This is a genomic window from Candidatus Endomicrobiellum trichonymphae, from assembly GCF_002355835.1.
Classification (GTDB): Bacteria; Elusimicrobiota; Endomicrobiia; order Endomicrobiales; family Endomicrobiaceae; genus Endomicrobiellum; species Endomicrobiellum trichonymphae.
On the sequence record NZ_AP017459.1, the window covers coordinates 985,386 to 1,009,540 of the forward strand.

Genomic DNA, 24,155 nt, shown 5'->3' on the forward strand with positions numbered 1-24,155 from the left:
GTTATTACCTTTTTCAATCTTAGATGCATCATATCAGGTTAATAATATTGAATCTGGACAACAGTTATGCACTCACATTTACATTAGGAACGGTTACGTTCGTCCAAATCAACATGTCGTTTTAAAGCAACAAATCAGAGATTTTACGCCAAATTTTTCAAAAATACAAGAAACACACTATTTTAAACTTTATAATTTTTTGAATCGGCAAGTCAATCGGAAAAAGAGCAAGTGGTAGGACAAAAATAAACGCAAGGTAGGCTAAACAGAGAAATAGCGGTTTTCACTAAATCTGGTTAAGTATCACGTTATTTTTGTCACCAATTTTGACAATTTTTCAATAATTTGTTTACAATAAACCATTAATGAATGAAAGAGAGTTATCTTTATTCAAGCTTCTTTCGGCAACAGATATAGGGGCAATAAGGTTTTTCAGACTACTTGACAAATTCGGCGATACAGAGTTAATTCTCAAAGCATCCAAAAGAGATCTTATGTCGGTTGAGGGCATAGGACAGGCAATCGCGGACACAATTTTTAACTCTTCAGACTCCGGTAAAGCTGAAAAAGAACTCGAAACTGCAATAAAAAACAATATAAAAATTACTTTTTATTACAACAGCGATTACCCAAAGCCGTTAAGAGATTTTGCCGATAAACCGCTTATTCTCTACATTAAAGGCAACATTTTAGAAAAAGATTTTGATTCCATATCAATAGTCGGATCAAGAAGAATAAGCAATTACGGAAAAACGGTTACGTCAGAGTTCGCATCTTATTTCGCAAAAAAAGGAATAACTATTGTTTCAGGACTGGCAAGAGGCGTCGACAGTCAAGCGCATATTACAGCTTTAGAAAATAAATCAAGAACTATAGCTGTTTTGGGAAACGGATTGCTCGTAAACTATCCGCCTGAAAATGCAAAACTGCAGGAAAAGATTTCGCAATGCGGCGCAGTTATAAGCGAACTCCAGCTACGGAAACAGCCCGACAGGGGAACTTTTCCAAGAAGAAACAGGATAATTGCAGGATTTTCCAGAGCGACTCTGCTTACGGAAGCGGCACTCAAAAGCGGAGCATTAATAACGGCAAGATTCTGCGCTGAATACGGAAAAGATGTTTTTGCAGTTCCGGGAAGCATATATTCAAGCATATCAAAAGGAACAAATGAACTTATACAAAACGGCGCTTTTATCGCGTTAGGACCGCATGACATGGCAGATCAGCTTAAGTGGACTTCTAAAGATAAAATCTCAAAAACAAATAAACTTCCCTCTCTTGACAAACTTGAACTGGAAGTTCTTAGCCTGATAGAAAATGACAGCGCGGGACTGCCACCAGACTTAATTGCGCAGAAATTAAATATCGGGATTTCAGAAATCGCTCCGGTGCTTTTAAAACTTGAAATAAACGGACTTATTAAAACAACTCCGGGACAAATATACGTGAGAGCATATTGAAAGAAGATAAGGGAATAAAAGTAATGTCAAAATATTTAGTTATAGTTGAATCTCCCACAAAAGAAAAAACAATATCAAAAATTTTAGGTAAAGATTTTACCGTAAAAAGTTCTTATGGACATATAAGAGATCTGCCTAAAAATAAACTCGGCATCGATATTGAAGACAATTTTAAACCGACATATAAAAACATATCAAAATCTAAAAAGCTTATATCAGACCTGAAAAAAAAAGCTGAAAATTCCGACAAAATTTATCTTGCCACCGACTTTGACCGCGAAGGAGAAGCCATTGCATGGCATTTAAAAGAAGCATTAAAACTTCCGGAATCTAAAATTTCAAGAATAACGTTCCACGAGATTACGACCGAAGCAATTCTTAAAGCCGTAAAACATCCTAGAAATCTGGATATGAAGCTTGTAAACAGCCAGCAGGCGCGCAGAATTTTAGACAGGCTCGTAGGCTATAAACTTTCTCCACTTTTATGGAAAAAAGTAAAGCCCGGACTTTCCGCTGGAAGAGTTCAGTCCGTAGCCGTAATGCTTATATGCAAGAGAGAAGAAGAATTTAAAAGTTTTATTCCGGTAGAATACTGGAGCATCGAAGCAGAACTGTCAAAACTTGAAGAAAACACAACGCCTTTTAAGTCGCTACTTTTTTCAAAAAACGACGTAAAATTCGATAAACTCTCAGTAAAAAACAAAGAGCAGTCCGATGAAACATTAAAAGAACTTGAAGGTGCAAAATACATTGTAAAGTCGGTTGAAACAAAACAGCGCAAACGCTCTCCCTATGCGCCTTACACCACTTCAACAATGCAGCAAGATGCTTCAAGAAAACTCGGTTTTTCAGCTTCAAAAACAATGTCTGTAGCACAGAAACTCTATGAAGGCGTTCATATCGGCAACAGCACAAACGCCGGACTTATAACTTATATGAGAACCGATTCTTTAAATATTGCAAAAAGCGTTCAGAGCGAAACGTTAAAATTCATAGAGTATTCTTATGGAAGCAATTTTCTCCCCAAAATTCCTAGAATTTATAAAACAAAAACCAAAGGAGCGCAAGAAGCACACGAAGCGATAAGACCTATCTCTCCAAACAGGATACCGTCGGAGGTAAAGCAATATTTATCGGAAGATGAATTAAAACTTTACAATTTAATATGGAAAAGATTTTTGGCAAGCCAGATGGCAGATGCGGTTTATAATACCGTAACAGCGGAAATCTTGGCAAAAGACTATTTGTTTAAGTCGTTAGAAAGCACATTAATTTTTGACGGATTTCTGAAAGTTTACAATGCGGACGACGATGAAAAAGAGACAAAAAAGCTCCCTTCTTTAAAAAGCGGCGAACAGTTAAATCTCTTACGGCTGCTTCCCTTGCAGCACTTTACAGAACCACCACCGCTCTATGACGTAGCAAGTTTAATTAAAGCTCTTGAAGAACACGGCATAGGAAGGCCGTCGACTTACGCTCCTACTATTAAAACTATTCTGGACAGATTATACGTTCATCTTGACGGCAAAAAATTTGTTCCTACAAATCGCGGCATTGTCGTAAACAACGTTTTAAAAGATCATTTCGGGAACATAATTAACGTTGAGTTTACCGCGAGCGTTGAAGAAAAACTTGATAAAATTGCAGAAGACAAAGCTGTGTGGCAAAACGTTTTAAAAGATTTTTATAAACCGTTTGAAAAAGATTTAAGCGAAGCAGAAAAAAACCTGCAAAAGCAAAAAGTTCAGGCACAGCAAACTTCTGAAATATGTCCCAACTGCGGAAAAAATATGGTTATAAGATATTCTAGAAAAGTACAGTTTTTAGGATGTTCCGGATATCCGGAATGCAAAACGACATTGTCTTTAGATAAAGATGGAAAAATTGCCGCAGCTCCACGGGAAACAGATATGAAATGTGATAAGTGCGGAAGTCATCTGATTAAAAAAACAGGATTTGCGGGGAAACAATATCTTTCATGTAAAAATTATCTGGAATGCAAAACTTTATACAATATTAATAAAGACGGAAACATGATAATCTATCCCGAGCCTGAGCATACGGATATAAAATGCAATAAATGTGGTTCGGAAATGCTTAAAAAAATAGGTAAAAGAGGACCGTTTCTCACCTGTTCGGCATTCCCGAAATGTAGGAATTTACAATGGATCAAAACGAACAAAACTCCGAAATCAAAAACATACAAGACGGTAAAGCTTTCGGAAAAGAAAACAACGAAAAAATAGATTCTTTTGAAAAGTATCTTAATGCCGAGCGGAATTTTTCTGCGCATACTTTAAGGGCTTACAAAAGAGATATATCTGACTTTGCACTCTTTTTACAAAAGAAACGACTAAATTTCTCACATGCCGGTAAACGCGATATAAGAGAATTTTTGGAAGAACTCGGCAATAAAAAATTAAGCAGAGCGACTCTCGCGAGAAAACTTGCGGTTCTGCACTCTTTCTACAAATTTCTAATAATCAATAAAATTATTAAAGAAAATTTCATAGAAAGCATGCCGGCAAGTCTGAAAAAAGATAAAAAAGTCCCGTCATTTTTAACAGAAAATGAAATGCAGATGCTCCTAAACCTGCCCGACTTAAAACCGCGCGACAGAGCAATGATTGAACTTTTTTACTCGTGCGGTTTGAGAATTGAAGAGCTGGTAAGTTTAGATTTAAAAAATATAGATTTTATATCAAATGTCGTCACTGTAACAGGCAAAAGAAATAAAGAAAGAATTGTCCCGGTAGGAGATATCTGTCTGCACGCGATAAAAGATTACATAAACAAACGCCGCAATCTCGGTCTCCCTTATGATATAAGATCGCCGGTATTTTTAAGCGACCGCGCAAAAAGACTCGGACAGAGAACCGCAAGAAGAATTTTACACAGATATTTCGTCAAAGCAGGCTTTACAAAAAAAGTAAGCCCGCACACTTTAAGACACACATTTGCAACCCACATTCTTGACAGAGGCTGCGATTTGAGAAGCGTTCAGGAAATGTTAGGTCACAAAAATCTTTCCTCAACGCAAATTTATACGCATGTGACAATAGAAAGCTTGAAAAAAGTCTACAAAGAGACACATCCGAGAGCAAAATAATCGCAATATAACGGACAAAGCCGCCAAGTATAGAAGAAAAAAATATACGCAACTTACGTTATGTCTATTTTTTAAAACTGCAAACTCCGAAATAAACTTTTGAGGGTTAATAAAATCATGAAAGAAAAAGATCAGCTTAAACTTTTAATAGAAGAAACCGGCTATGAACAAGCTGAAGCAGAAATTGTTCTTTCCCTCTCCGGCAATAACATTGAAAAAGCTATATATACGATAGGACTCCTTTTAAAATTTATCACCGTATTTAAGATATTTCCAAAAGAAAACATTTACGGTCTTATACATATAGCAGTAAATATGAAAACGCATGATATTTTCGCACAATCCGGCCATATACGAGATATCTGCAAACATAGACTGGTTTTCTTTTGAAAAAGCAATTTTCTCAGCGCGTTTAGACGCAGGCGCAATGGAAAATTACACTCAAAAAATTGAAGAAAATTTAAAAATACATACGCAGCAGTCAATTAAAGCAACCAGCATTATATCAAAAGAAGAGATTTCAACAATAATTAAAACTTTTTTCCATCCCGTTACCATTGAAATGGAAACCGTAAATGAAGAATTGAATCTTACACAGTTTAAAAAACTTCCAGATTATAATACAAAACAAAATGAAATTTCTTTTGCAGGATACGATTTAGGATTTGTAAAACTTGACGTCAAAATACTGGAAGATCCCAGCGGCAAACCAGCAGAAAAAATTGCGGAGAGCGATACAGTGCTGTCCATTATATATAGCGCATTATCTTGCGCATCTGACAGGCGGAAGAAAAAACGGCATCATGATTCCGCTTCCGGCCAATGGTAAAAAAAATATATTCTAAAAATAATGATTTTGAAATACATCTGCATTACGCACCATCTATAACAGGTCTTGCAAAAATTAAGAGCGGCATCAAATTAAAAGTTTTAGAAACAAAAAGCCAGCTGTGGTGGAAAAAGATAATACACTGGTAAATTAAGCGTTTTTTATTTATGCTTCAACATTATCTGAATGTTTACGAACGCTTATTAAAGGATAAAATTATCGGAGTTTTTTACATAATCTCTTAGACAGCACACGGAAATTTAAGTTTTGAAATAAAACAACACTAACAAAGGAGCAATTTAATATATGATCAAACTAATTTGCACTTCAAATAATTACTCATACTCAGAAGTGTCCGCATTGCAGGGAAGCTGGTATCGTTAAAACTTCTACTTGTAGTCCCCGAAAAAAGTATTGATACGCCTGACTACAAAAAAGAAAAAAAATACTTCTCCTTTATTTTTCAATGCGATGTATCTTGCAGCAAAATAATAGTTGCAATATATAAAAGAAATAGAATATTATCTTTATAACTATAAATATCCCCATTATTATCCGAAAGATGAATTTTTATCACCTGTGTTCAGTGATATCATAAGCGCATTGTCTCCAAACTTTATTGAAATCTATAAACAATCTGCAATAGCTTAACACTATAAATGTAAAGATATCGCAGGTGCAGGATACAGAAAAGCATTGGAATTTATTGTAAAAGATTATGCCATTAAATATAGTAATGAAACTGACAGTGATAAAATTAAAACTATGCTTTTAAGTAAAGTAATAGAACCATACATAAAATTCTCTAAATTGAATCAAAAGAGCAGCATGGCTCGGAAACGATGAAGTTCATTATGAAAAATGGGGAAATGAAAATATATAAACATTAAAAAAAGCACTTTCGATATCTTTAAGAGATATCGAAAGTGCAGTGGAAGCCGCAGATATTATTGATAGAATGCCAGAAAAATAATAGGTGTAATATAAGTGAAATTCAGCCAAATGACAAGTGATTTATATTGTCATAAGATTGAGATTTATATCAAACTTATGAGACTGATGATGAAAATATAGTTAATGTATCCGATATAAAATAAATTATGCGGAAAAATTCAAGATGTTAATTTGTGCTTTTTATATAACATTAGCGATATCAAACAAAGATATTAATGATTATTTTCATTTATACTTTTTCAAAAAGAATATTTGATAAAAAATTAAGAATTGATGTAGGTACTCAAAAATACTTTAGTCCTGATGTTAATATACACGCGACGAAAATATAAGAAATTTTTTAGAGAAGCTTAAAACTATAATACATTAATTTTCCAAATGGGAAACTTCAAGAATTATAGCTGTCATAAGACGAAATTAAGATTATACCAGTCAATTAATAAAGATTCTTTACAAGCCAAACAAGCGGTAAATTCAAATAAGACTGAAAGCATTAAGAAGCAAATAAAAAAAAGTCGGAATAGTTTATCAAAATAAGTAAGTATACTGTTATGAATATTTGGATATTAACAGAAGAACGTCCAAAAATAGAAGTCTTAAAGCAGATATTAAATAAATTTGCAACAGATAGAAATTCCTGTGCTTTTATCGATAACTTGCGAATTTTGCCTGTTTTGAAAAACAACAAATTTGTTTTTACCTACGAAGTCATAAATTTTAGATGTAATAAAGTAGATAAAGCTTTTATAAAAACAGTCAGCGGATATTCGAGTTTTGTCGACTTCCTAGTCTTTTTTCAAGATGAAGAACCTTCTCTAAAAGATAAGCCAGTGTCTATGCCATTGAAGAAGCAGAAACAGCGATATTTATCAAAGATGCTCTAAATTTGTATTTTTACATCATTATTATCCTGCCGTAAAAATGATAATGCTTTATAATCTGCATATTGTCAAAAGAGAAAAACAAAGCTAAACAAATATTTTTGGCACAAGAATGCTTTTGACACTAGGAAAGCAACTTGATTCAGACAGATTTATTCCTTTTTCATCTATAAAAGAATTGATAGATTTCAAAGAACAAATGAGAAGTGCGCATAAAGGGAATGTCCCTATTACATTAGCGCAAAAACCAAACAGAATAGAAATATCCGATAGACTGATAAAATCTGACAGTTTATCGCATGATCCAAATATAGGAGCTTTAAGCATAGTTTGTGCTGTTCTTAGAAAATTAGGTTGGAAAAATGATCTAGTACCAAGCACGGACTAAAGCAAAAGCATATAAAAGCAAATAATAAGTTTATTTTGATAGCTAATAAATTAGAAATACAACTCAAATATTTAATTTTGCCAAAAACAGAATTTTATCACAACTATTGGCACTATGAAAAAACTGGAGAAAAGTTAGGAACTATTTTTATCCATACAGTAGTTGAAAATTTTACAAAAGGCTATTCTATTTTTGAGAACCATGCAGGAAGCGAAAAAGGATACTTTATAACGGCAAAGGGAGAACATATACCGCTTGCTAAATATTCTGACAGAGAAAAATATAAGGCTGGAAATAAAGATAAAATCATTCATATACCAGATTTAATTCTTATTGATTTTGGACACAGAGAAATTATAAATGTTGAGGGTAAAAAATACCAGTTTAGTCAAAACAGCATCAATAAATTAAATAACTACGATTTTATTGAAAAGGATTATGGAGCAGTAGAACTAGTTGAATTTGAATATCTTAGATTTAAAAGTAATAACAAAGGCAAAAGCAAGACAAAAAAACATATTCAAGAACAATTATATATAGTTAAGAAATACTAATATTTTTTATTTGACAGATAAAATTAAAATTATATCTATATTACCGCTACGCAGAATAAATGAATAAAACGAATATTTATTTGTTGCTGATAAATGTTCCCGTTTAAAAAAGCAGCCTCCGGGCAAAAACGCGGAGGCTGCTTTTTTATCTCAACAAACATCTCTATTTTAATATTCAGGCATCGGAGGCATTCCGCCGCCGCCAGGAAACTTCGGAGATTTCTCAGGAATGTCTGTTACCAATGTTTCAGTCGTAAGAATAAGCGATGCTATTGAAGCGGCATTTTCCAACGCTGTTCTTGTTACTTTTGCAGGATCAACAATACCAGCCTTTATCATATCAACATATTCGTTATTGTCCGCATCGTAACCAAAAGCTGTATCCTTTGAATTTTTAACTTTATCAACCACAACGGAAGCTTCAAGACCGGCATTTTCAATTATCATTCTTATAGGACCTTCAAGAGCTTTAAGAACAATCTCAATACCCGTCTTTTCATCAGAATCCGCAGCGTTAATTTTTTCTAAAACAGTTTGTGTTTTTAGAAGAGCTACTCCGCCGCCGGCAACAATACCTTCTTCAACACCCGCTCTTGTCGCATTCAAAGCGTCTTCAACTTTAAATTTCTTTGTTTTCATTTCCACTTCAGTCGCCGCACCCACATTTACAACTGCAACACCGCCGACCAGTTTCGCAAGTCTTTCCTGAAGTTTTTCTTTATCGTAATCCGACTTTGTATCTTCAATCTGTTTGCGGATTTGAGCTATTCTTGCTTCAATTTCTTTCTTATCGCCAAGTCCCGAAACTATCGTTGTGTTTTCCTTATCGACAACAATTCTTTTTGCCTGCCCGAGAAGATCTATCGTAGCTTTATCAAGCTTTAGTCCGGTTTCCTCGGTGATAACCGTTCCGCCCGTGAGAATTGCTATATCTTGAAGCATTTCTTTTCTTCTGTCGCCAAATCCCGGAGCTTTAACAGCTATAACTTTAAGCGTTCCGCGGATCTTGTTAAGAACCAAAGTTGCAAGAGCTTCCCCTTCTATATCTTCAGCAATAATCATAAAAGATTTTCCGGTCTGTATAATTTTCTCAAGTAAAGGAAGTATCTCCTGCATTGAACTTATTTTTTTATCGGTAATTATTATATAAGGATCTTCCAAAATAGCCTGCATTCTTTCAGTGTCAGTTACAAAATAATGCGAACTGTAGCCTCTGTCAAACTGCATTCCCTCCACAACATCAAGAGTAGTTTCCGAAGATTTTCCCTCTTCAACGGTTATAACACCGTCTTTTCCTACTTTTTCCATTGCATCGGCAATCAAATTTCCGATTTCTTTATCACTTGCAGAAATTGAGGCGATTTGAGCAATCTCTCCTTTATTTTTCACCTGTTTTGCAATTTTTTTAATCTCGTCAATAGCTGCTGCAACGGCTTTTTCAATCCCTTTCTTTATATGGTTTGCGTTTGCGCCCGCAGTAATATTTTTAAGTCCTTCATTTATCAAAGACTGCGCTAAAACGGTAGCTGTCGTCGTTCCGTCTCCTGCTATATCGTTAGTTTTTGAAGCTACTTCTTTTACAAGCTGAGCACCCATATTTTCAAAAGGATCTTCAAGTTCAATTTCTTTTGCAATTGTTACGCCGTCATTTGTAATAGTCGGCGCACCGAATTTTTTATCCAAGACTACATATCTGCCTTTAGGACCGAGAGTAATTTTTACCGCATTTGCAAGTTTGTCAACACCGCTTTTCATAGCTTTACGAGCCTCGTCACTATAAATCAATTGTTTTGCCATATTATTATCTCCTTATTTCATTTGATTATTCAATTATCCCCAAAATATCATCCTGCGACATTATAAGATATTCTACGTCGTCAATCTTAGCTTCTGTTCCGGAATATTTTCCAAAAAGTATTTTATCACCTACCTTTACGTCTAAAGCTATTATTTTCCCGTCTTCAGTTCTTTTGCCGGTTCCAACCGCGATAATTTCTCCCTCCTGTGGTTTTTCCTTTGCAGTATCAGGAATAATAATGCCGCCTTTTTTTACTTCTTTGGGTTCTGCAGGCTTAACTAAAACCTTTTCACCTAGTGGTCTAATCATCTTACTTCCTCCTTGAACTTTTATTATCGTTTTATCGTTTATTCTTTTTATCTTTAGCACTGTCACCCTACGACTGCTTATTATATAAAATTAAATTAATTTTTGTCAATATACTGCGCTACATCAGCTTTTTCTAACTTTTTTAATCTTTTTTTCTTTTTATATTTTATACTCCCGCGCACGCGGATTTACCGGAAAGAAGCAGTCTTTCTGTCATGACCAGACTATCAAAAGAATATTACACAAATACAGAACTATCCTATAAATCTTATGCATCTGCACCATAAGATATACTCTAGGAATAATTTTTTGCATCACCATAAAATTTATATAGATTCTGTATTGCAGGAATATTTTTATCGATTGACGTTTATAAAATAAGCGGCACTTTTTTTGAAATGTTTTTATTATATCCTCCGGTTAAAGCAACAGACAGTTTCCCAAAGATAAAACTTTTTTGTTATCTTCATACAGTTTGCAACCTGTCGCAAGAAGCTTATCTGCGACATAATATTCTGTTTTTTCAGATATTAGCGACGAAATAAGAACTATCGCAATAACCAAATTGAATAGTACATCCTGTAAAGCGCACGAAAATCTGCGGAAATTCTATATATAAATCTTTACCCTGAAACGAAAAAAATTTTACAAATCGGCGACTGTATTTCAGGCAAGAACAGTGTCATTTATTTCCGCATCTTTAAAACATTTTATTCTCAATTTACACGAATCGCATTCCATGCACAGTTTTTTATAGTCGTTATAACAAGTCCACGTATCTTTATTTATTTTATACCAAGTTTTCATCCATAGCGGAAATTGAACGATTATTTTTGTCTTAAGCGCTTTTAAAACATTATTGTAGGCTTCTATAAATTCCAGCGGACGGTCAGGGTAATTTAAGAAATCCACAGAAGTAACGCCAATAAAAAATCAACTGGGCAGTCACAGACCACGCTCAAGACAACGCATAAGAGAGAAAATTAATGTTCCTTCTCGGAGCATAAGTAGAGGGAATGGTTTTTGGCAAATGTTTATGAACCGGAATTTTTTTGTTTTTGCTTGTCAATGAATCACCGAACCATGGCAGATTTATTTTTATAATGGAATATTCTGTTTTGACAGATTTTGTAATCTTAACAGAAGACAAAATTTCTTTACTATGTTTTTGCCCGCAATCAAGCATCAAGCAGGTGCATTTATATCCTTTTAACAGGACTGTTGTCTAAAATCCGTCCGCCTGAAAATAAAATCACCGCTCTTTTTTCCATTTTCACTTTAATCCTCTTAAATATGTCCTGCTGAGGTAAACGAAGTGCTGAAAACATCCTGACTTTTATCCAAAGCTTCATTTTCTCTTTTCAATATTTTGGGACAAACTTCCCAATTTATCATCTGTCAAACATTATCAGCCTCGTCGCACACAAATATTTGCGCCTCTCTCCCCAAAAGTTTACACTGCCGAACCGGATAAACCTTACTATTGAAACGCTTATATACACACAACTGCCGATGACGACTCACTCTCCCAAATTTCTACTTCACAAACTTTTGCGTTTTTCGTCTCTATATCTTTAAGCCGTCCCAAAATAAATGCAGCTATATTTTCCGCTGTCGGGTTGACCCTGTCAAAAGGAACAATTTCATTCAAAAATTTATGATCCAAATAATTGATAACTTTATTAAGATGCATCTTAATATCCATAAAATCTATAAGCACGCCAGTATCATCAAGTTCTGTGCCGTAAAAAGCAGCTCTTATTTTCCAATTATGCCCATGCAGATTTTCGCATCTGCCTTTATATTCTCTTAAACAATGTGCTGAAGAAAAACTTCTTGTAACCGAAAGTTTGTATTTCATTTTTACTCTGTTTAACTGACCATTTTTATTTTTTTGACGCCGGATATTTTTTTAGAAAAAAACCGGCTACCTATTGTTTGAAATTTTTCAGGATTATCACTTACGTAAAATTTTAAAAATTTCTTGCCTTTCACGTCCGCAAGGATGCATGTTTTCTTTAAAATATTTTTAACTTCCTGTGACACAGCTTTTGCAGAATCTATAAACACGACGTTGCCGCCCGCGTTTTTTTCTAAAGTTTCTCTCAGAAGCGGATAATGCGTGCAGCCCAAAACCAAAGTATCGATTTTTTTGTTTAAAAGAGGCTCTATGTATTTTTTTACTATGCTGTCCGTAATTTCTCCACTGCTCCAACCCTCTTCCACAAGCGGAACAAACAGCGGGCATGCCTGCTGATATACTTTAGATTTGGAAATTCTATTTATCTCTCGCAGATAGGATTTGCTATTTATGGTTCCTTCCGTCCCTATAATACCTATCTTTTTATTTTTTGACGCATATACTGCGGCTTTTGCCCCCGGTTCTATCACGCCTATTACAGGCACTTTCAAAGTTTTCTGCAAAATAGACAGCGCAAAAGCCGATGCCGTATTGCACGCTATAACAATCAGCTTAACTTTGCATCTCATTAAAAAAGATGTTATTTCTTTTGAATATTTGATTACGATATCTTTTGATTTTGACCCGTAAGGCACATGAGCGGTATCCCCAAAATAAATAAGACTTTCCAAAGGAAGCATCTTGGTTATTGCAGACATCACTGTAAGCCCGCCAAATCCCGAATCAAAAATTCCTATAGGATGATTATTTATTGTTCCGCTTTTTGTCTTTTCTCGCATAATACTTTACCACTCCCTCATATATGGAGTCGGCTACGTCCACACAAAACTTTTTTGAAGAAAACTCAGATTCCTGCATATAATTGCTTATAAAAGCACTTTCTACAAGCACCGAAGGCATTTGCGCTCCCTTCAATACGCAAAAGCTCGCCTGTTTTACACCCTTATTCGGTATTTTAAGTCTGTTGATGGTTTCGGCATATATAAAACCGCTCAATTCCGAACACTCGTTTATATATTCAGTAATAGCAAAAGACCAAAACATACTCTCAAGCGCAGTGTTTTTTTCGATGGGCTTGATGGGCTGCTTTTCTAGTCCCAAAGCGGAATTTTCACGAATTGCCGTTAAAGCAGCTTCAGAATCAGTAGCTTTTTCCGATAAGAAGTAAATTTCAAAACCGTTTACGTTCCTGTCAAAACTTGCGTTGCAGTGCACAGATATAAATAAATCTGCTTTACATTCATTTGCTATATTTGTTCTTTTAGAAAGAGGAATAAAAGTATCATCCTTTCTGGTAAGAATTATCTCATAATTGTCATCATTATCAAAAATTGTTTTAAGTTTATAAACTATCTCAAGATTTACGTCTTTTTCTTTTGTACCGTTCGGTCCTACTGCACCCGGATCTTCTCCCCCGTGTCCGGCGTCAAGAACTATAATTTTTTTACGTTTATAGCAAGCCTCTTTCTCTTTTTCCTGTTTAGTCACAACATCTTTAGCAGTATCGTCAATTATATTTTTATCTTCAAATTTTACAACAGGCACTTTTTCAAGATCTTTGTTATTTTCAATCATCGGTATAATCCCGCTCATCTGTGCCTCTTTGTATTTTTCAGGCGTTGTTAAATCGGATTCTTTTAAGATTTCAGGCAGTTTGACATTTTTTTCTTCCGCCACCGGAATTACAGTTGCCTTCTTTGTTGAGGACGTATCAATATTTTTAGAATGCTTAATACAAACAACTATTCTATAGGGTTTGGAAAGTATTGAAGTTTTAATAATCTTAGGCATCTGCTGGAGATTAATTTTTACTAACGCAGACCCTCCTTTCATATCGTAAGAAATGTCTTTAACAATGCCGTTGTTCACGACTAAAACATCGCGATGCACTTTTCCTTCCAGTATCTTTATAGCCACACGTCTGGAAGTTTTTGAAACAGTATATGATAGCGGTTTTTCAAGCTGTATAAGCACCCGCGTACTCTCGAGTTTTGTAAAATATTTCACAGCTGAAATATTTACGCGATGTTTTATACTCAACAGCAAAGACGAGGGATTCCATACGGTATCGGCTTCTACAATTTCCGTAAATTCTTTTGATTTAAGAATTTCCGGCGGAATATACATCTCATTTCCTATAAGTCTTGACGGAAGAGACATTTTCTTTAATTTATTCCCGAAAGCAACTCCGAAATCATCTGCTTTAATATGTATTTTTTTGTTGTTTAAATGCATTGTCAGCTGCGAACTTACCGGTTTCCATTCAAGCGACGCATTATATATTTTGGCAATTTCTCTTACAGAAAAATAGTTCGTCCGCTCGGATATTTTATAAATTCTTACACCCGGTAAAGGTTTTCCGTCAATAATTACGTTAATAGCTTTTGACAAAACAACGGGAGCTTTTTTTTCCGCATGCGAATAAACGGTAAAAAACAGCATAAACAGTGAAAGGAGTAAAACAGATAGCTTTCTCATACAAAAAAGGATTTAACAGCTTCAAGAGGGTTTTCAGCTGCAAAAATGTAACTGCCGCTGACTAATGCGTCTGCACCGGCGTCAATACAGATTGAAGCGGTACGGGAATTTATTCCGCCATCAACTTCTATAAGACAGTCATAATTGTTTTCATCAATAACTTTTCTTAAAACTTTGATTTTCGCAACCATATTATCCATAAAAGACTGTCCGCCAAATCCCGGCTCGACTGTCATAATCAAAACTAAATTAAGATAAGGAAGCAAAGCTTCTATTTCAGAAACTGAGGTTTTAGGTTTTATTGATATTCCAGCTTTAATACCCGATGATCTTATGTCTTCTACAAGTTTCTTTTTCTCGGCTGAAATTTCGCTGTGAAAAGTTATTAAATCCGCTCCGGCTTCTTTAAACTTTCGCCAATATTTTTCCGGATTCGTTATCATAAGATGTATATCAAAAAATAACTCAGTCTCCTTTCTCAAAGATTTTACGACCACTGGACCTACAGTGATATTGGGCACAAAATGTCCGTCCATCACATCAATGTGAACCCATTCCGCTCCGGACTTTTCTATCATTTTTAAATCATGCTTTAAAGCTGCAAAATCCGCAGACAAAATTGACGGAATAATAATAATTTTTTTCATTTTTTTATTCCAAACAGTAGTATTTACCGCTATATTAACGGATGAGTAATCCTATGCACTCAACCATAGACTGACACTTTCCAAATCCGTCACATCAGTATCAGCTTCAGGCAACTGTCTTAAAACGATATTTGTTCTAATACCAGAAAATTTTTCGCCCGCTATGTTCAGAGCTATACCACAATGCGCCGCCCATATTCCCGCTTCTTCAAGATTTTTATTTACAAAGTCCGGCATAAGAACAACTCCTTCGGGTGGAGGACCGTCCGAAACAATAATATTTACAACAGAATCTTTATCCACCGAAGATCCCGCCGCAATGTCCTGCGAAAGAACTGTTCCCTTGCCCATTTTAAGAGAATACTTTTTTGAGACCTCGCCCATGACTAAAGTTGAATATCTTAAAGAAATATCCGCCGAACGGACAGTCTGCCCGACAAGATTTGGGACATAAATCATTTCCCCACCCTGACTTATTGTCACTCTAACCAATTTTCCTTCCCTGACACTCATTCCAGCAGAAGGGTTTTGGCGCAAAATTACTCCGGCAGGTACATTTTGATTTAATTCTTCACCATCTTTTTTAAGTCCGAATCCCGCATTTGAGAGTTCTTCCACTGCATTATAAATACTTTTTCCGACCACATTCGGCAACACAACCTCTTTTTTATTATGAACTAAAGCACCCATAATAATGTTAAAAGCAAAATAAAAAACTATCCCTATAATTATCAATATAATAAATAATTTAAAAAGCCTTTCCAACAAAATTCCAGCCCATATCAAGTTTTAATAAACAGATTGCCACAACTTTCATGATACTATTTAATTATTCCAAAACATCAGCTTCTGATATTCATGGGAATGGGCAATCGCACCGCGCTAATTTATACTCAAATGCTTTAACCGCAAAACGGCACGTATTGCCGGGGTGCACCGAAACTTACTTTTAGCATATATCTTCTAAAAAATAAATGCAACCGCATATTTCAGATATGCCCTGAAATGATGATGAAAAACAAACACTATCTCGGAGATTTTTAGGAACTATATTTGCCGCTCAGGCGAATGGCAAAAGCAAATTTCCATCATTATTTTATCAGGAGCAGCATACATAAACACGATGTATTAGTCAAAATCCGAAGTTATTTTTTAATCCACGACATTTTAGAACGCAGTCTTGCTCCAACTTTTTCAACCGTCCTCTCGCTTACATCTTTTCTCTCTTTTTTGAAGAACGGTCTGCCTGTTCTGTTCTCTTCAAGCCAGTTATTTGCAAATTTGCCAGATTGAATATCAGCTAAAACTTTTTTCATTGCTTCTCTGGTGGAATCGGTTATTATTCTTTTTCCGCTTACATATTCGCCGTATTCAGCGGTATCGGAAACTGAATAATTCATCTTGCCAAATCCGCCCTCAAATATTAAATCAACAATAAGTTTTACTTCATGCAAACATTCAAAATACGCTATTTCAGGCTGATAGCCTGCAGCTACAAGCGTTTCAAATCCGGAGTTTATCAATTCTACAAGTCCTCCGCAAAGAACAACCTGCTCGCCAAACAAATCGGTTTCGGTTTCTTCGGCAAAAGTCGTTTCCAGAACTCCGCCTCTCGTACCACCGATACCTTTTGCATAAGCAAGAGCAAAATCTTTTGCTTTACCACTCGCATTCTGCTCTACAGCTATTAAACACGGAACGCCTTTACCCTCTTCATATTGTCTTCTAACCAAATGTCCGGGACCTTTAGGCGCAATCATAATAACGTCTAAATCCGGCGTAGGAATAATTTGTTTAAAGCGTATATTAAAACCGTGCGCGAAACTTAAAATTACGTCTTTTTTAATATTAGGTTTTATATCTTCTTCCCAAACTTTTTTCTGAACTTCATCCGGCAAAAGAATATGAACCCAGTCCACCTGCTTGACCGCTTCGGCAACGCTCACCGGCTTCCAACCGTCTTCAATAGCTTTTTTATAGTTATCTCCACCGGGCCTTTGTGCGACAATAACGTTCAGACCGGAATCTTTAAGATTTAAAGCATGCGCATGCCCCTGGCTTCCATAACCCAAAACTGCAATAGTTTTCTCTTTCAAAAGACTTAAATCCGCATCATTCTCATAATACATTCTTGCTTCTTTCATTTTATTTCTCCTTTTTCATCATCTTATCAGCGTTACCCGCGACCTAAAGCAACAATACCGGTTTTGCACGTTTCTTTTATTCCGTAAGGCATAACCATTTTTATAAAAGCTCTGATTTTATCTCCGTCACCCGTTATTTCGACTATAATTGAATCCTGAGACACATCTATAATTCTTGATCTAAAAATTTCAATCAGCTGAAGAACTTCATTGCGGGTGGATTTTTTTATGTTTATCTTTATAAGGGCAAGTCCTCTTTCAACATATTCAACATTATTAAAATCATTGACTTTTATAACATCCACCAGTTTATTTAACTGCTTTGTAACCTGCTCAAGAATAGAATAGTCTCCTTTTACGACAATAGTCATTCTTGAAATTGCAGGATCTTCAGTTTCACTTACATTAAGCGAATCTATATTAAATCCGCGTGCCGCAAAAAGAGTAGATATTCTTGCAAGAACACCAAATTTATTTTCTACTAAAACTGAAACCGTATGGCGCACATTGTCTCCTTGCAGTAAATTAACACATACATATATATTTACTTTATTTTATTTTGCGTTTTTTAACCAACAACCTTATCTATAACTACCTTTAAATTCTATTTTTTCTCTTCTCTTAATTCACGAAGTACCCCTATAGTATCTTATAGGCAGATTTGGTAAAACATTTGTAAACTCTTTAATGCAAGCCCTTGCCATAGTTTTCAATATGATGAAGCAGCAATAAAGCCTTATATTTTTATTTATCTCTTGGCAACACCTTAATTCTTTTCTTACTTTCAGCATTTAGACACGATAAAACAGTGCAAAGGTATTAAAAAATAAATACTTGCTGCTTGGAAATTGACATACATCTCCACTCTTTATTCCTCAAATTTCAGATCATACGCTCATTCGTGTAATAACATCGTCAAGAGACGCGCCAGCAGGTACCATAGGGAAAATATTTTCTTCCATCTCAACACATACATCAAGAACGACTGAGCTTTTTGTTTCAAGCATCTTTTTTAAAGCGGAGTCAACATCCTTTTTATCTGTCACGCGTATTCCTAAAACACCGTAACTTTGTGCCCACTTTACAAAATCAGGGACATAAACGGGACAAGTATCCCTGTTTGGCGTATTGCACAACTGCGGACATTCCTTGCGTCTTGCAAGACAACTGTGCGAATATCTTTTACCATAAAACATTTCCTGCCATTGGCGCACATTTCCGAGATATTGATTATTTAATATAACAACCTTAACATTTACATCATTTAACACAGATACTGCCATTTCCTGCATATTCATCTGGAAAGAACCGTCCCCAGCTATAACTATAACTTCTTTATCCGGATTTCCAATTTTTGCTCCGATAGCAGCAGGATACCCAAAACCCATTGTTCCAAGTCCGCCGGAACTCAAAAATAAACGCGGATATTTCGCTTTATAATACTGCGCCGACCACATCTGGTGCTGTCCGACTTCCGTCGTAACAATTGCTTCGCCTTTTGTAAATTCCGAAATTTTTTCAATTACATATTGCGGATGAAGCTTATCATCATCTCTGTCATAAGAAAGCGGATGTTCCGCTTTCCATGCATCAACTGTTTTAATCCAGCCTTTTCTTTCTTTCTTATCTATCAACGTCAACATTTCCTTCAATACTGCCTTTGCATCGCCGACAACGGGAATATCAACGTCAACAACTTTAGATATAGCTGTAGGATCTATATCAACGTGAATTATTTTTGCTTTTTTTGCAAAATCGCAGACCTTGCCAGTACATCTATCATCAAATCTTGCGCCAACAGCTATAATGACGTCCGCCGCCTGTATCGCTCTGTTTGCACAAAAAGTCCCGTGCATTCCGAGCATGCCCAAACTTAAATTCGTGTCATGAGGATATGCGCCTATGGCAAGCAATGTATTTGTGACGGGAATATCGGCTTTTTTTGATATTTTCAAGATTTCATCTTCCGCCTCAGAAATGATAACGCCGGTTCCTATATAAAGCACGGGTTTTTCACTTTTATTTATAATGTTAACAGCTTTTTTAATCTGCCCCGGATGACCATTATAGTTAGGTTTATACGAACGTATTTCAACTCTTTCGGGGTAAACAAATTCACATAGTCCGCGCTGCACATCAATCGGAATGTCAACCAAAACAGGTCCGGGTCTGCCGCTAGTTGCAATATAAAACGCTTCTTTTATGGTATTTGCCAAATATTTTACGTCCTTAACCAAAAAATTATGTTTTGTTACAGGCCTTGTGATGCCGATGGTATCCGCTTCCTGAAAAGCATCTTGTCCGATCACGCTTGTTGCAACCTGACCTGTAAATGCAACCAAAGGAACAGAATCTGTATATGCAGTACCAAGACCCGTAACTATATTTGTAGCTCCAGGACCTGATGTAACTAAACATACGCCGGGCTTACCTGTAGAACGAGCATAACCGTCAGCCATATGCGAAGCACCCTGCTCATGCCTTGTTAAAATAAAGTTTAAACCCGATCCGTGAATTGCGTCAAACATAGGCAAAGCCTGTCCGCCGGGAAGTCCAAAAATCACTTCAACTTTCTCTTTTAACAAGCTCTCTACTAAAATCTGCGAACCAGTTTTTTTTTCCATACTATAATCCTTATTTTTTACCTTATATAAATAAATTACACAAAAGAAATCATTTACTACGGGAACAACCCAGAGTTTATCTTTGTTTTTTCAAACGACAGATATTTTATTCTATTTCAATACAGCTCCGGTATCTGCTGATTGCACTAGCTTAGCATAACGTGCCATGTAACCGGTTTTGATTTTAGGTTCCGGCTTTATAACCTTGCCAATTCTTGCCTTTATTTCATCATCCGTCAATTCAACATTTAACGTTCTTTCGGGTATGTTGATATTTATCGTGTCGCCTTCATTAATCGCGACTATTGCCCCGTCTGCCGCTGCTTCAGGAGAAATGTGTCCTATGCAGGGTCCCCTTGTTCCGCCGGAAAAACGTCCATCGGTAAGAAGCGCAACTGAATCACTTAACCCCATACCGTGCAATGCGCTCGTAGGACTCAGCATCTCTCTCATTCCCGGACCGCCTGCGGGTCCCTCATATCTTATAACGACAATGTCGCCTGGAACAATTTTATTATCAAGTATTGCTTTCATAGCATTATCTTCAGAATTAAATACGCGCGCTCTGCCCGAAAAGACTTTCATTTTTTCGCTTACGGCAGCCTGTTTAACAACACATCCGCGCGGAGCAATATTTCCTCTCAAAATCGCGATGCCGCCTTCAGGTTTATAAGGATTTTTCGCTCTTATAACATATTCATCCAATATTTCAGCCGAATTTGCAATTTCAATTATGTCAAATCCTGATACTGTTTTAGAATGCGCCAAATTTTTCTGAATTGCAAAAAGCACCGCAGGTATTCCACCAGCATTATCTAAATCTTCCATGTAATGGTCCCCCGCCGGCTCCAAGCAGGCAATCTGCGGAGTTTTCTTAGAAATCTCGTCAAATAATTCTAAAGGCAGTTCTATTCCCGCTTCATTAGCTATAGCAGGAAGATGCAAAACTGTATTTGTAGAACCTCCTAAAGCCATATCCGCGACAATTGCATTTTTAAAAGCAGCAAGCGTCAAAATATCGCGCGGCTTTACATCTTTTTTTACAAGTTCAACAACTCTTATACCCGATTCATAAGCAATTCTCTTTTTCTTTGCGCTGACAGCAAGCGTCGTCGCACAGCCTCGCATAGACATTCCCATTGTCTCAGTTAAACACGCCATAGTGTTGGCGGTATACATCCCCTGACATGCGCCAGCTCCGGGACATGCTGCCATTTCCAGCTCTGAAAGCTGTTTTTCGGTAATTTTACCAGCTTGAAATTGCCCAACCGCTTCAAAAGTATCCCTTACCATAGAACGTCTTTTTTTATCATACATCCCAGTCATCATAGCACCTGCGGTAACAACAATCGCCGGTATGTTAAGTCTTGCAGCAGCCATAAGCATTCCCGGCGTAACTTTATCGCAATTTGACAAAAGAATAAGACCATCTAACATGTGTGCGTTTGCAACGGTTTCCACTAAATCGGCAATTATTTCTCTTGAACCAAGCGAATAATGCATGCCGCTGTGTCCCATAGCTATACCATCGCATACCGCAGGAGCGCCGAAAATAAAAGGAACTCCCCCGCCGGCGGCAATGCCTCTTTCTACATATCTCTCCAAATCGCGCATTGCAACATGACCCGGAACTAAATCCGTAAATGACGAGGCAATACCTATAAAAGGTTTATCTAAATCTCCTGGACTTATTCCTGTAGAATACAATAAACATCTGTTAGGCGCTCTTACTGCACCTCTTTTTATTTGATCGCTTCTCATTTAAAACTCCATTTCTTACTTAATTTTACAAATTTACAAAATTCTTGTCTTCTTGCCTTTTCGATTTGATATCTATATTATGTATAATTGACATTTTATTGAGTATTATATCAAATCTTTATGCATAATGCATATGCATCAAACGGATTTAATTTTTTACTTAAAAAACACAAAAAATAAACTCAGTATATTTACTCTTTACCCTCTTTTATTGTAGCATTGTGTGAATATTCTTTTTTCAGAAACTTTGTGGACTAAAGGAAGTAGTTTAACATGCTCTGCTGCCATTTATATTTGTATCTTACGGCACTTGCAGTAAAAAAACAGGATAAATATCTAAATTAATAATAATCCGATTTCTTTAAGTCCGGAAATTTACGTCCCGATTTTACGCATATTATATATTTAGCCTAGCCGGAGACTTGAATTTTTTTTTAAAATAGATATAATTGATTATAGAAAAGACGCTTAGTTCCGACGTAGCTCAATGGTGGAGCAATCGGCTGTTAACCGATCGGCTGCTGGTTCGAGTCCAGCCGTCGGAGTTTTTAATTCCAAGATATACAAATCCTGCTTAAATAGCAGGATTTTTTTGTTTTACCTTGAAAACCGCCTGTACTAATGTGCTATAATAAATAGTGGAGATGGAAAATGGACACAAAATTTTCACAAAAGGCTTTGACTTTTGATGATGTTTTATTGATTCCACAATACTCAAAAATACTTCCAAAAAATGTTCTGTTAGCCACAAATCTTACTAAAAAAATTAAATTGAACATTCCACTTATGAGCGCGGGTATGGATACCGTAACAGAATCTAAAATGGCTATTGCCATTGCAAGAGAGGGCGGTATAGGAATAATACACAAAAATATGTCTATTAAAGAGCAAGCCTCAGAAGTTGACTATGTTAAAAGAAGCGACAACGGCGTCATATACGATCCTTTTTCTTTAAAAAAATACAACACTCTCAAGGAAGCTAAAGAACTTGTCGCAAGATACAAAATTTCGGGCGTTCCCATCATTGAAGACAACGGCAGGCTTATAGGCATAATCACCAACAGAGATATGCGTTTTGAAACAGATAATAACAAAAAAGTTTCAGAAATAATGACAAAAGATAATCTCGTTACCGCAAAAGTAGACACTTCTTTTCAAGAAGCAAAAGAAATATTACAAGGCAAAAAAATAGAAAAACTTCCTTTAGTCGATGAAAATTTCATTTTGAAAGGACTTATTACGATTAAAGATCTAGAAAAAGCCATCTGTTTTCCAAATTCCTCAAAAGATGAAAGAGGACGACTCCTCGCCGGAGCAGCAATAGGCATTACAAAAGATATGCTTGAACGGGTGAAAGCTCTAATTGATGCTAACGTCGACGTTTTGGTCGTAGATACAGCTCACGGACACAGTCAGGGAGTTTTAGATGCAGTAAAGAAAATAAAAGAAACTTTCCCGCAGGAGCAGGTAATAGCGGGGAATATAGCTACGGCAGAAGCCGCACAAGATTTAATCAAAGCCGGAGCTGACGCAATTAAAGTCGGCATAGGTCCCGGAGCAATATGCACTACAAGAGTTGTAACAGGCGTAGGAGTTCCGCAGATCACGGCAATCTACAATTGCGCTCAAGTTGCAAAAAAATACAACATCCCCGTTATATGCGACGGCGGAATTAAATATTCCGGCGACATTCCTAAAGCCATAGCAGCCGGTGCAAATGTATGCATGATGGGGTCTTTATTCGCGGGAACAAAAGAAAGTCCGGGAGAAGATATAATTTACAACGGACGCCCATTCAAAACTTATCGCGGAATGGGTTCTTCTTCCGCAATGGCTGCAGGAAGCAACGATAGATACTTTCAAGATAACACAAAAAAATTAGTAGCGGAAGGTGTCGAAGGACGTATCCCTTACACAGGTGTAGTACCTGACGTTGTTTACCAATTAATCGGCGGATTAAGAGCTGCTATGGGATATTGCGGTGTTAAGACCATACAAGAACTTAAAGAAAAAGGACAATTCGTCAAAATAACCGCCGCAGGTCTTGCAGAAAACCATCCGCACGATATTTTCATAACAAAAGAAGAAAGCAATTATTCCGGCGGAAAGTATTAACAACACATATTCTAAATGGCAACATGGATAATGACAAGTTTAATACGCTTGGGATGACTTAATCTCATTTTTTTATTATATAGTGCGATTCTGAGCATATTTTCCCGTGGGCTTGCAAAAGAACACTCCAACCTTGCAAAGCCGTTGTAATAAAATTCTTCCTTTTATGTCTGCAGCAACCGC

22 protein-coding genes, 1 tRNA gene and 1 pseudogene are annotated in these 24,155 nt (G+C 36.2%); 11 read left to right on the plus strand and 13 right to left on the minus strand.

The window, feature by feature from the left end:
- The first annotated feature begins 365 nt into the window (after nucleotides 1-365).
- The 9 genes and pseudogenes from dprA to RSTT_RS07005 all read left to right on the plus strand — a co-directional run.
- Entirely contained in the window at nucleotides 366-1,460 is a 1,095-nt protein-coding gene (gene dprA / locus RSTT_RS05025; protein ID WP_096525890.1) for a DNA-processing protein DprA, read from the plus strand.
- Nucleotides 1,457-3,706, plus strand: coding sequence for a type I DNA topoisomerase (gene topA / locus RSTT_RS05030; protein WP_197701995.1), 2,250 nt, complete (start codon nucleotides 1,457-1,459; stop codon nucleotides 3,704-3,706). The genes dprA and topA overlap by 4 nt, the downstream gene beginning before the upstream one ends.
- Nucleotides 3,625-4,569, plus strand: coding sequence for a site-specific tyrosine recombinase/integron integrase (xerA, locus tag RSTT_RS05035; protein WP_015423679.1), 945 nt, complete (start codon nucleotides 3,625-3,627; stop codon nucleotides 4,567-4,569). Before topA ends, xerA begins: the two co-directional genes overlap by 82 nt.
- Nucleotides 4,570-4,686: 117 nt before the next feature.
- Nucleotides 4,687-4,959, plus strand: a complete 273-nt coding sequence (locus RSTT_RS05040; RefSeq protein WP_096525891.1) for a UBA domain-containing protein — start codon at nucleotides 4,687-4,689, stop codon at nucleotides 4,957-4,959.
- Nucleotides 4,960-4,996: 37 nt separating this feature from the next.
- Nucleotides 4,997-5,398, plus strand: coding sequence for a hypothetical protein (locus tag RSTT_RS05045; RefSeq protein ID WP_096525892.1), 402 nt, complete (start codon nucleotides 4,997-4,999; stop codon nucleotides 5,396-5,398).
- The gene (locus RSTT_RS06275) at nucleotides 5,392-5,547 is read left to right on the plus strand and encodes a hypothetical protein (RefSeq protein ID WP_172412879.1); all 156 of its coding nucleotides are present in this window, start codon (nucleotides 5,392-5,394) and stop codon (nucleotides 5,545-5,547) included. The genes RSTT_RS05045 and RSTT_RS06275 overlap by 7 nt, the downstream gene beginning before the upstream one ends.
- Before the next feature lie 1,356 nt (nucleotides 5,548-6,903).
- Nucleotides 6,904-7,236: a hypothetical protein gene (locus RSTT_RS05050; RefSeq protein WP_186330524.1), complete on the plus strand. Its 333-nt coding sequence runs from the start codon at nucleotides 6,904-6,906 to the stop codon at nucleotides 7,234-7,236.
- A 109-nt stretch (nucleotides 7,237-7,345) separates the two neighbouring features.
- Nucleotides 7,346-7,621, plus strand: a complete 276-nt coding sequence (locus RSTT_RS05055; protein ID WP_096525893.1) for a hypothetical protein — start codon at nucleotides 7,346-7,348, stop codon at nucleotides 7,619-7,621.
- A 431-nt stretch (nucleotides 7,622-8,052) separates the two neighbouring features.
- Nucleotides 8,053-8,175 (plus strand): annotated as a pseudogene (locus RSTT_RS07005) (DNA adenine methylase); the annotation flags it as partial.
- A 168-nt stretch (nucleotides 8,176-8,343) separates the two neighbouring features.
- Here RSTT_RS07005 and groL read toward each other — a convergent pair.
- The 13 genes from groL to ilvD form a co-directional block, all read right to left on the minus strand.
- Nucleotides 8,344-9,972: a chaperonin GroEL gene (gene groL / locus RSTT_RS05065; RefSeq protein ID WP_015423681.1), complete on the minus strand. Its 1,629-nt coding sequence runs from the start codon at nucleotides 9,970-9,972 to the stop codon at nucleotides 8,344-8,346.
- 25 nt (nucleotides 9,973-9,997) lie between these two features.
- Nucleotides 9,998-10,282, minus strand: a complete 285-nt coding sequence (locus RSTT_RS05070; protein WP_015423682.1) for a co-chaperone GroES — start codon at nucleotides 10,280-10,282, stop codon at nucleotides 9,998-10,000.
- Between the two features lie 666 nt (nucleotides 10,283-10,948).
- Nucleotides 10,949-11,209, minus strand: a complete 261-nt coding sequence (locus tag RSTT_RS06860; RefSeq protein ID WP_096525894.1) for a 7-cyano-7-deazaguanine synthase — start codon at nucleotides 11,207-11,209, stop codon at nucleotides 10,949-10,951.
- 31 nt (nucleotides 11,210-11,240) lie between these two features.
- Nucleotides 11,241-11,498: a 7-cyano-7-deazaguanine synthase gene (locus RSTT_RS06865; RefSeq protein WP_269457781.1), complete on the minus strand. Its 258-nt coding sequence runs from the start codon at nucleotides 11,496-11,498 to the stop codon at nucleotides 11,241-11,243.
- A gap of 276 nt (nucleotides 11,499-11,774) precedes the next feature.
- Complete coding sequence (queD, locus tag RSTT_RS05085) at nucleotides 11,775-12,143, minus strand: 6-carboxytetrahydropterin synthase QueD (RefSeq protein ID WP_015423683.1); 369 nt, start codon at nucleotides 12,141-12,143, stop codon at nucleotides 11,775-11,777.
- An 11-nt stretch (nucleotides 12,144-12,154) separates the two neighbouring features.
- Nucleotides 12,155-12,982, minus strand: coding sequence for a glutamate racemase (gene murI, locus RSTT_RS05090; protein WP_096525895.1), 828 nt, complete (start codon nucleotides 12,980-12,982; stop codon nucleotides 12,155-12,157).
- Nucleotides 12,948-14,645: an N-acetylmuramoyl-L-alanine amidase gene (locus tag RSTT_RS05095; RefSeq protein ID WP_231941947.1), complete on the minus strand. Its 1,698-nt coding sequence runs from the start codon at nucleotides 14,643-14,645 to the stop codon at nucleotides 12,948-12,950. Before RSTT_RS05095 ends, murI begins: the two co-directional genes overlap by 35 nt.
- Before the next feature lie 32 nt (nucleotides 14,646-14,677).
- The gene (gene rpe, locus RSTT_RS05100) at nucleotides 14,678-15,319 is read right to left on the minus strand and encodes a ribulose-phosphate 3-epimerase (RefSeq protein ID WP_172412899.1); all 642 of its coding nucleotides are present in this window, start codon (nucleotides 15,317-15,319) and stop codon (nucleotides 14,678-14,680) included.
- Between the two features lie 60 nt (nucleotides 15,320-15,379).
- A complete protein-coding gene (locus tag RSTT_RS05105) occupies nucleotides 15,380-16,093 on the minus strand; it encodes a PASTA domain-containing protein (protein ID WP_096525897.1) in 714 nt (237 codons plus the stop codon).
- A 380-nt stretch (nucleotides 16,094-16,473) separates the two neighbouring features.
- On the minus strand, nucleotides 16,474-17,472 hold the full coding sequence (gene ilvC / locus RSTT_RS05110; RefSeq protein WP_096525898.1) for a ketol-acid reductoisomerase: 999 nt from the start codon (nucleotides 17,470-17,472) through the stop codon (nucleotides 16,474-16,476).
- Nucleotides 17,473-17,504: 32 nt separating this feature from the next.
- Entirely contained in the window at nucleotides 17,505-17,978 is a 474-nt protein-coding gene (gene ilvN, locus RSTT_RS05115) for an acetolactate synthase small subunit (RefSeq protein WP_015423689.1), read from the minus strand.
- 381 nt (nucleotides 17,979-18,359) lie between these two features.
- Entirely contained in the window at nucleotides 18,360-20,096 is a 1,737-nt protein-coding gene (gene ilvB / locus RSTT_RS05120) for a biosynthetic-type acetolactate synthase large subunit (RefSeq protein ID WP_015423690.1), read from the minus strand.
- Between the two features lie 111 nt (nucleotides 20,097-20,207).
- On the minus strand, nucleotides 20,208-21,857 hold the full coding sequence (ilvD, locus tag RSTT_RS05125) for a dihydroxy-acid dehydratase (protein ID WP_096525899.1): 1,650 nt from the start codon (nucleotides 21,855-21,857) through the stop codon (nucleotides 20,208-20,210).
- Nucleotides 21,858-22,330: 473 nt separating this feature from the next.
- Between ilvD and RSTT_RS05130 the strand changes: the two genes are divergently transcribed.
- Together RSTT_RS05130 and guaB are read left to right on the plus strand one after the other, a co-directional pair.
- A tRNA-Asn gene (locus tag RSTT_RS05130) sits at nucleotides 22,331-22,402 on the plus strand.
- A 106-nt stretch (nucleotides 22,403-22,508) separates the two neighbouring features.
- Entirely contained in the window at nucleotides 22,509-23,972 is a 1,464-nt protein-coding gene (gene guaB / locus RSTT_RS05135) for an IMP dehydrogenase (protein WP_096525900.1), read from the plus strand.
- Nucleotides 23,973-24,155 lie beyond the last annotated feature (183 nt).

What these genes read in the sequence shown, in the direction of transcription:
- dprA (WP_096525890.1), top strand. Translation starts at nt 366, where the DNA reads ATGAATGAAAGAGAGTTATCTTTATTCAAGCTTCTTTCGGCAACAGAT.
- xerA (WP_015423679.1), top strand. Translation starts at nt 3,625, where the DNA reads ATGGATCAAAACGAACAAAACTCCGAAATCAAAAACATACAAGACGGT.
- RSTT_RS05040 (WP_096525891.1), top strand. Translation starts at nt 4,687, where the DNA reads ATGAAAGAAAAAGATCAGCTTAAACTTTTAATAGAAGAAACCGGCTAT.
- RSTT_RS05045 (WP_096525892.1), top strand. Translation starts at nt 4,997, where the DNA reads ATGGAAAATTACACTCAAAAAATTGAAGAAAATTTAAAAATACATACG.
- RSTT_RS06275 (WP_172412879.1), top strand. Translation starts at nt 5,392, where the DNA reads ATGGTAAAAAAAATATATTCTAAAAATAATGATTTTGAAATACATCTG.
- RSTT_RS05050 (WP_186330524.1), top strand. Translation starts at nt 6,904, where the DNA reads ATGAATATTTGGATATTAACAGAAGAACGTCCAAAAATAGAAGTCTTA.
- RSTT_RS05055 (WP_096525893.1), top strand. Translation starts at nt 7,346, where the DNA reads ATGCTTTTGACACTAGGAAAGCAACTTGATTCAGACAGATTTATTCCT.
- groL (WP_015423681.1), bottom strand. Translation starts at nt 9,972, where the DNA reads ATGGCAAAACAATTGATTTATAGTGACGAGGCTCGTAAAGCTATGAAA.
- RSTT_RS05070 (WP_015423682.1), bottom strand. Translation starts at nt 10,282, where the DNA reads ATGATTAGACCACTAGGTGAAAAGGTTTTAGTTAAGCCTGCAGAACCC.
- queD (WP_015423683.1), bottom strand. Translation starts at nt 12,143, where the DNA reads ATGAAATACAAACTTTCGGTTACAAGAAGTTTTTCTTCAGCACATTGT.
- murI (WP_096525895.1), bottom strand. Translation starts at nt 12,982, where the DNA reads ATGCGAGAAAAGACAAAAAGCGGAACAATAAATAATCATCCTATAGGA.
- RSTT_RS05095 (WP_231941947.1), bottom strand. Translation starts at nt 14,645, where the DNA reads ATGCTGTTTTTTACCGTTTATTCGCATGCGGAAAAAAAAGCTCCCGTT.
- ilvC (WP_096525898.1), bottom strand. Translation starts at nt 17,472, where the DNA reads ATGAAAGAAGCAAGAATGTATTATGAGAATGATGCGGATTTAAGTCTT.
- ilvB (WP_015423690.1), bottom strand. Translation starts at nt 20,096, where the DNA reads ATGGAAAAAAAAACTGGTTCGCAGATTTTAGTAGAGAGCTTGTTAAAA.
- ilvD (WP_096525899.1), bottom strand. Translation starts at nt 21,857, where the DNA reads ATGAGAAGCGATCAAATAAAAAGAGGTGCAGTAAGAGCGCCTAACAGA.
- guaB (WP_096525900.1), top strand. Translation starts at nt 22,509, where the DNA reads ATGGACACAAAATTTTCACAAAAGGCTTTGACTTTTGATGATGTTTTA.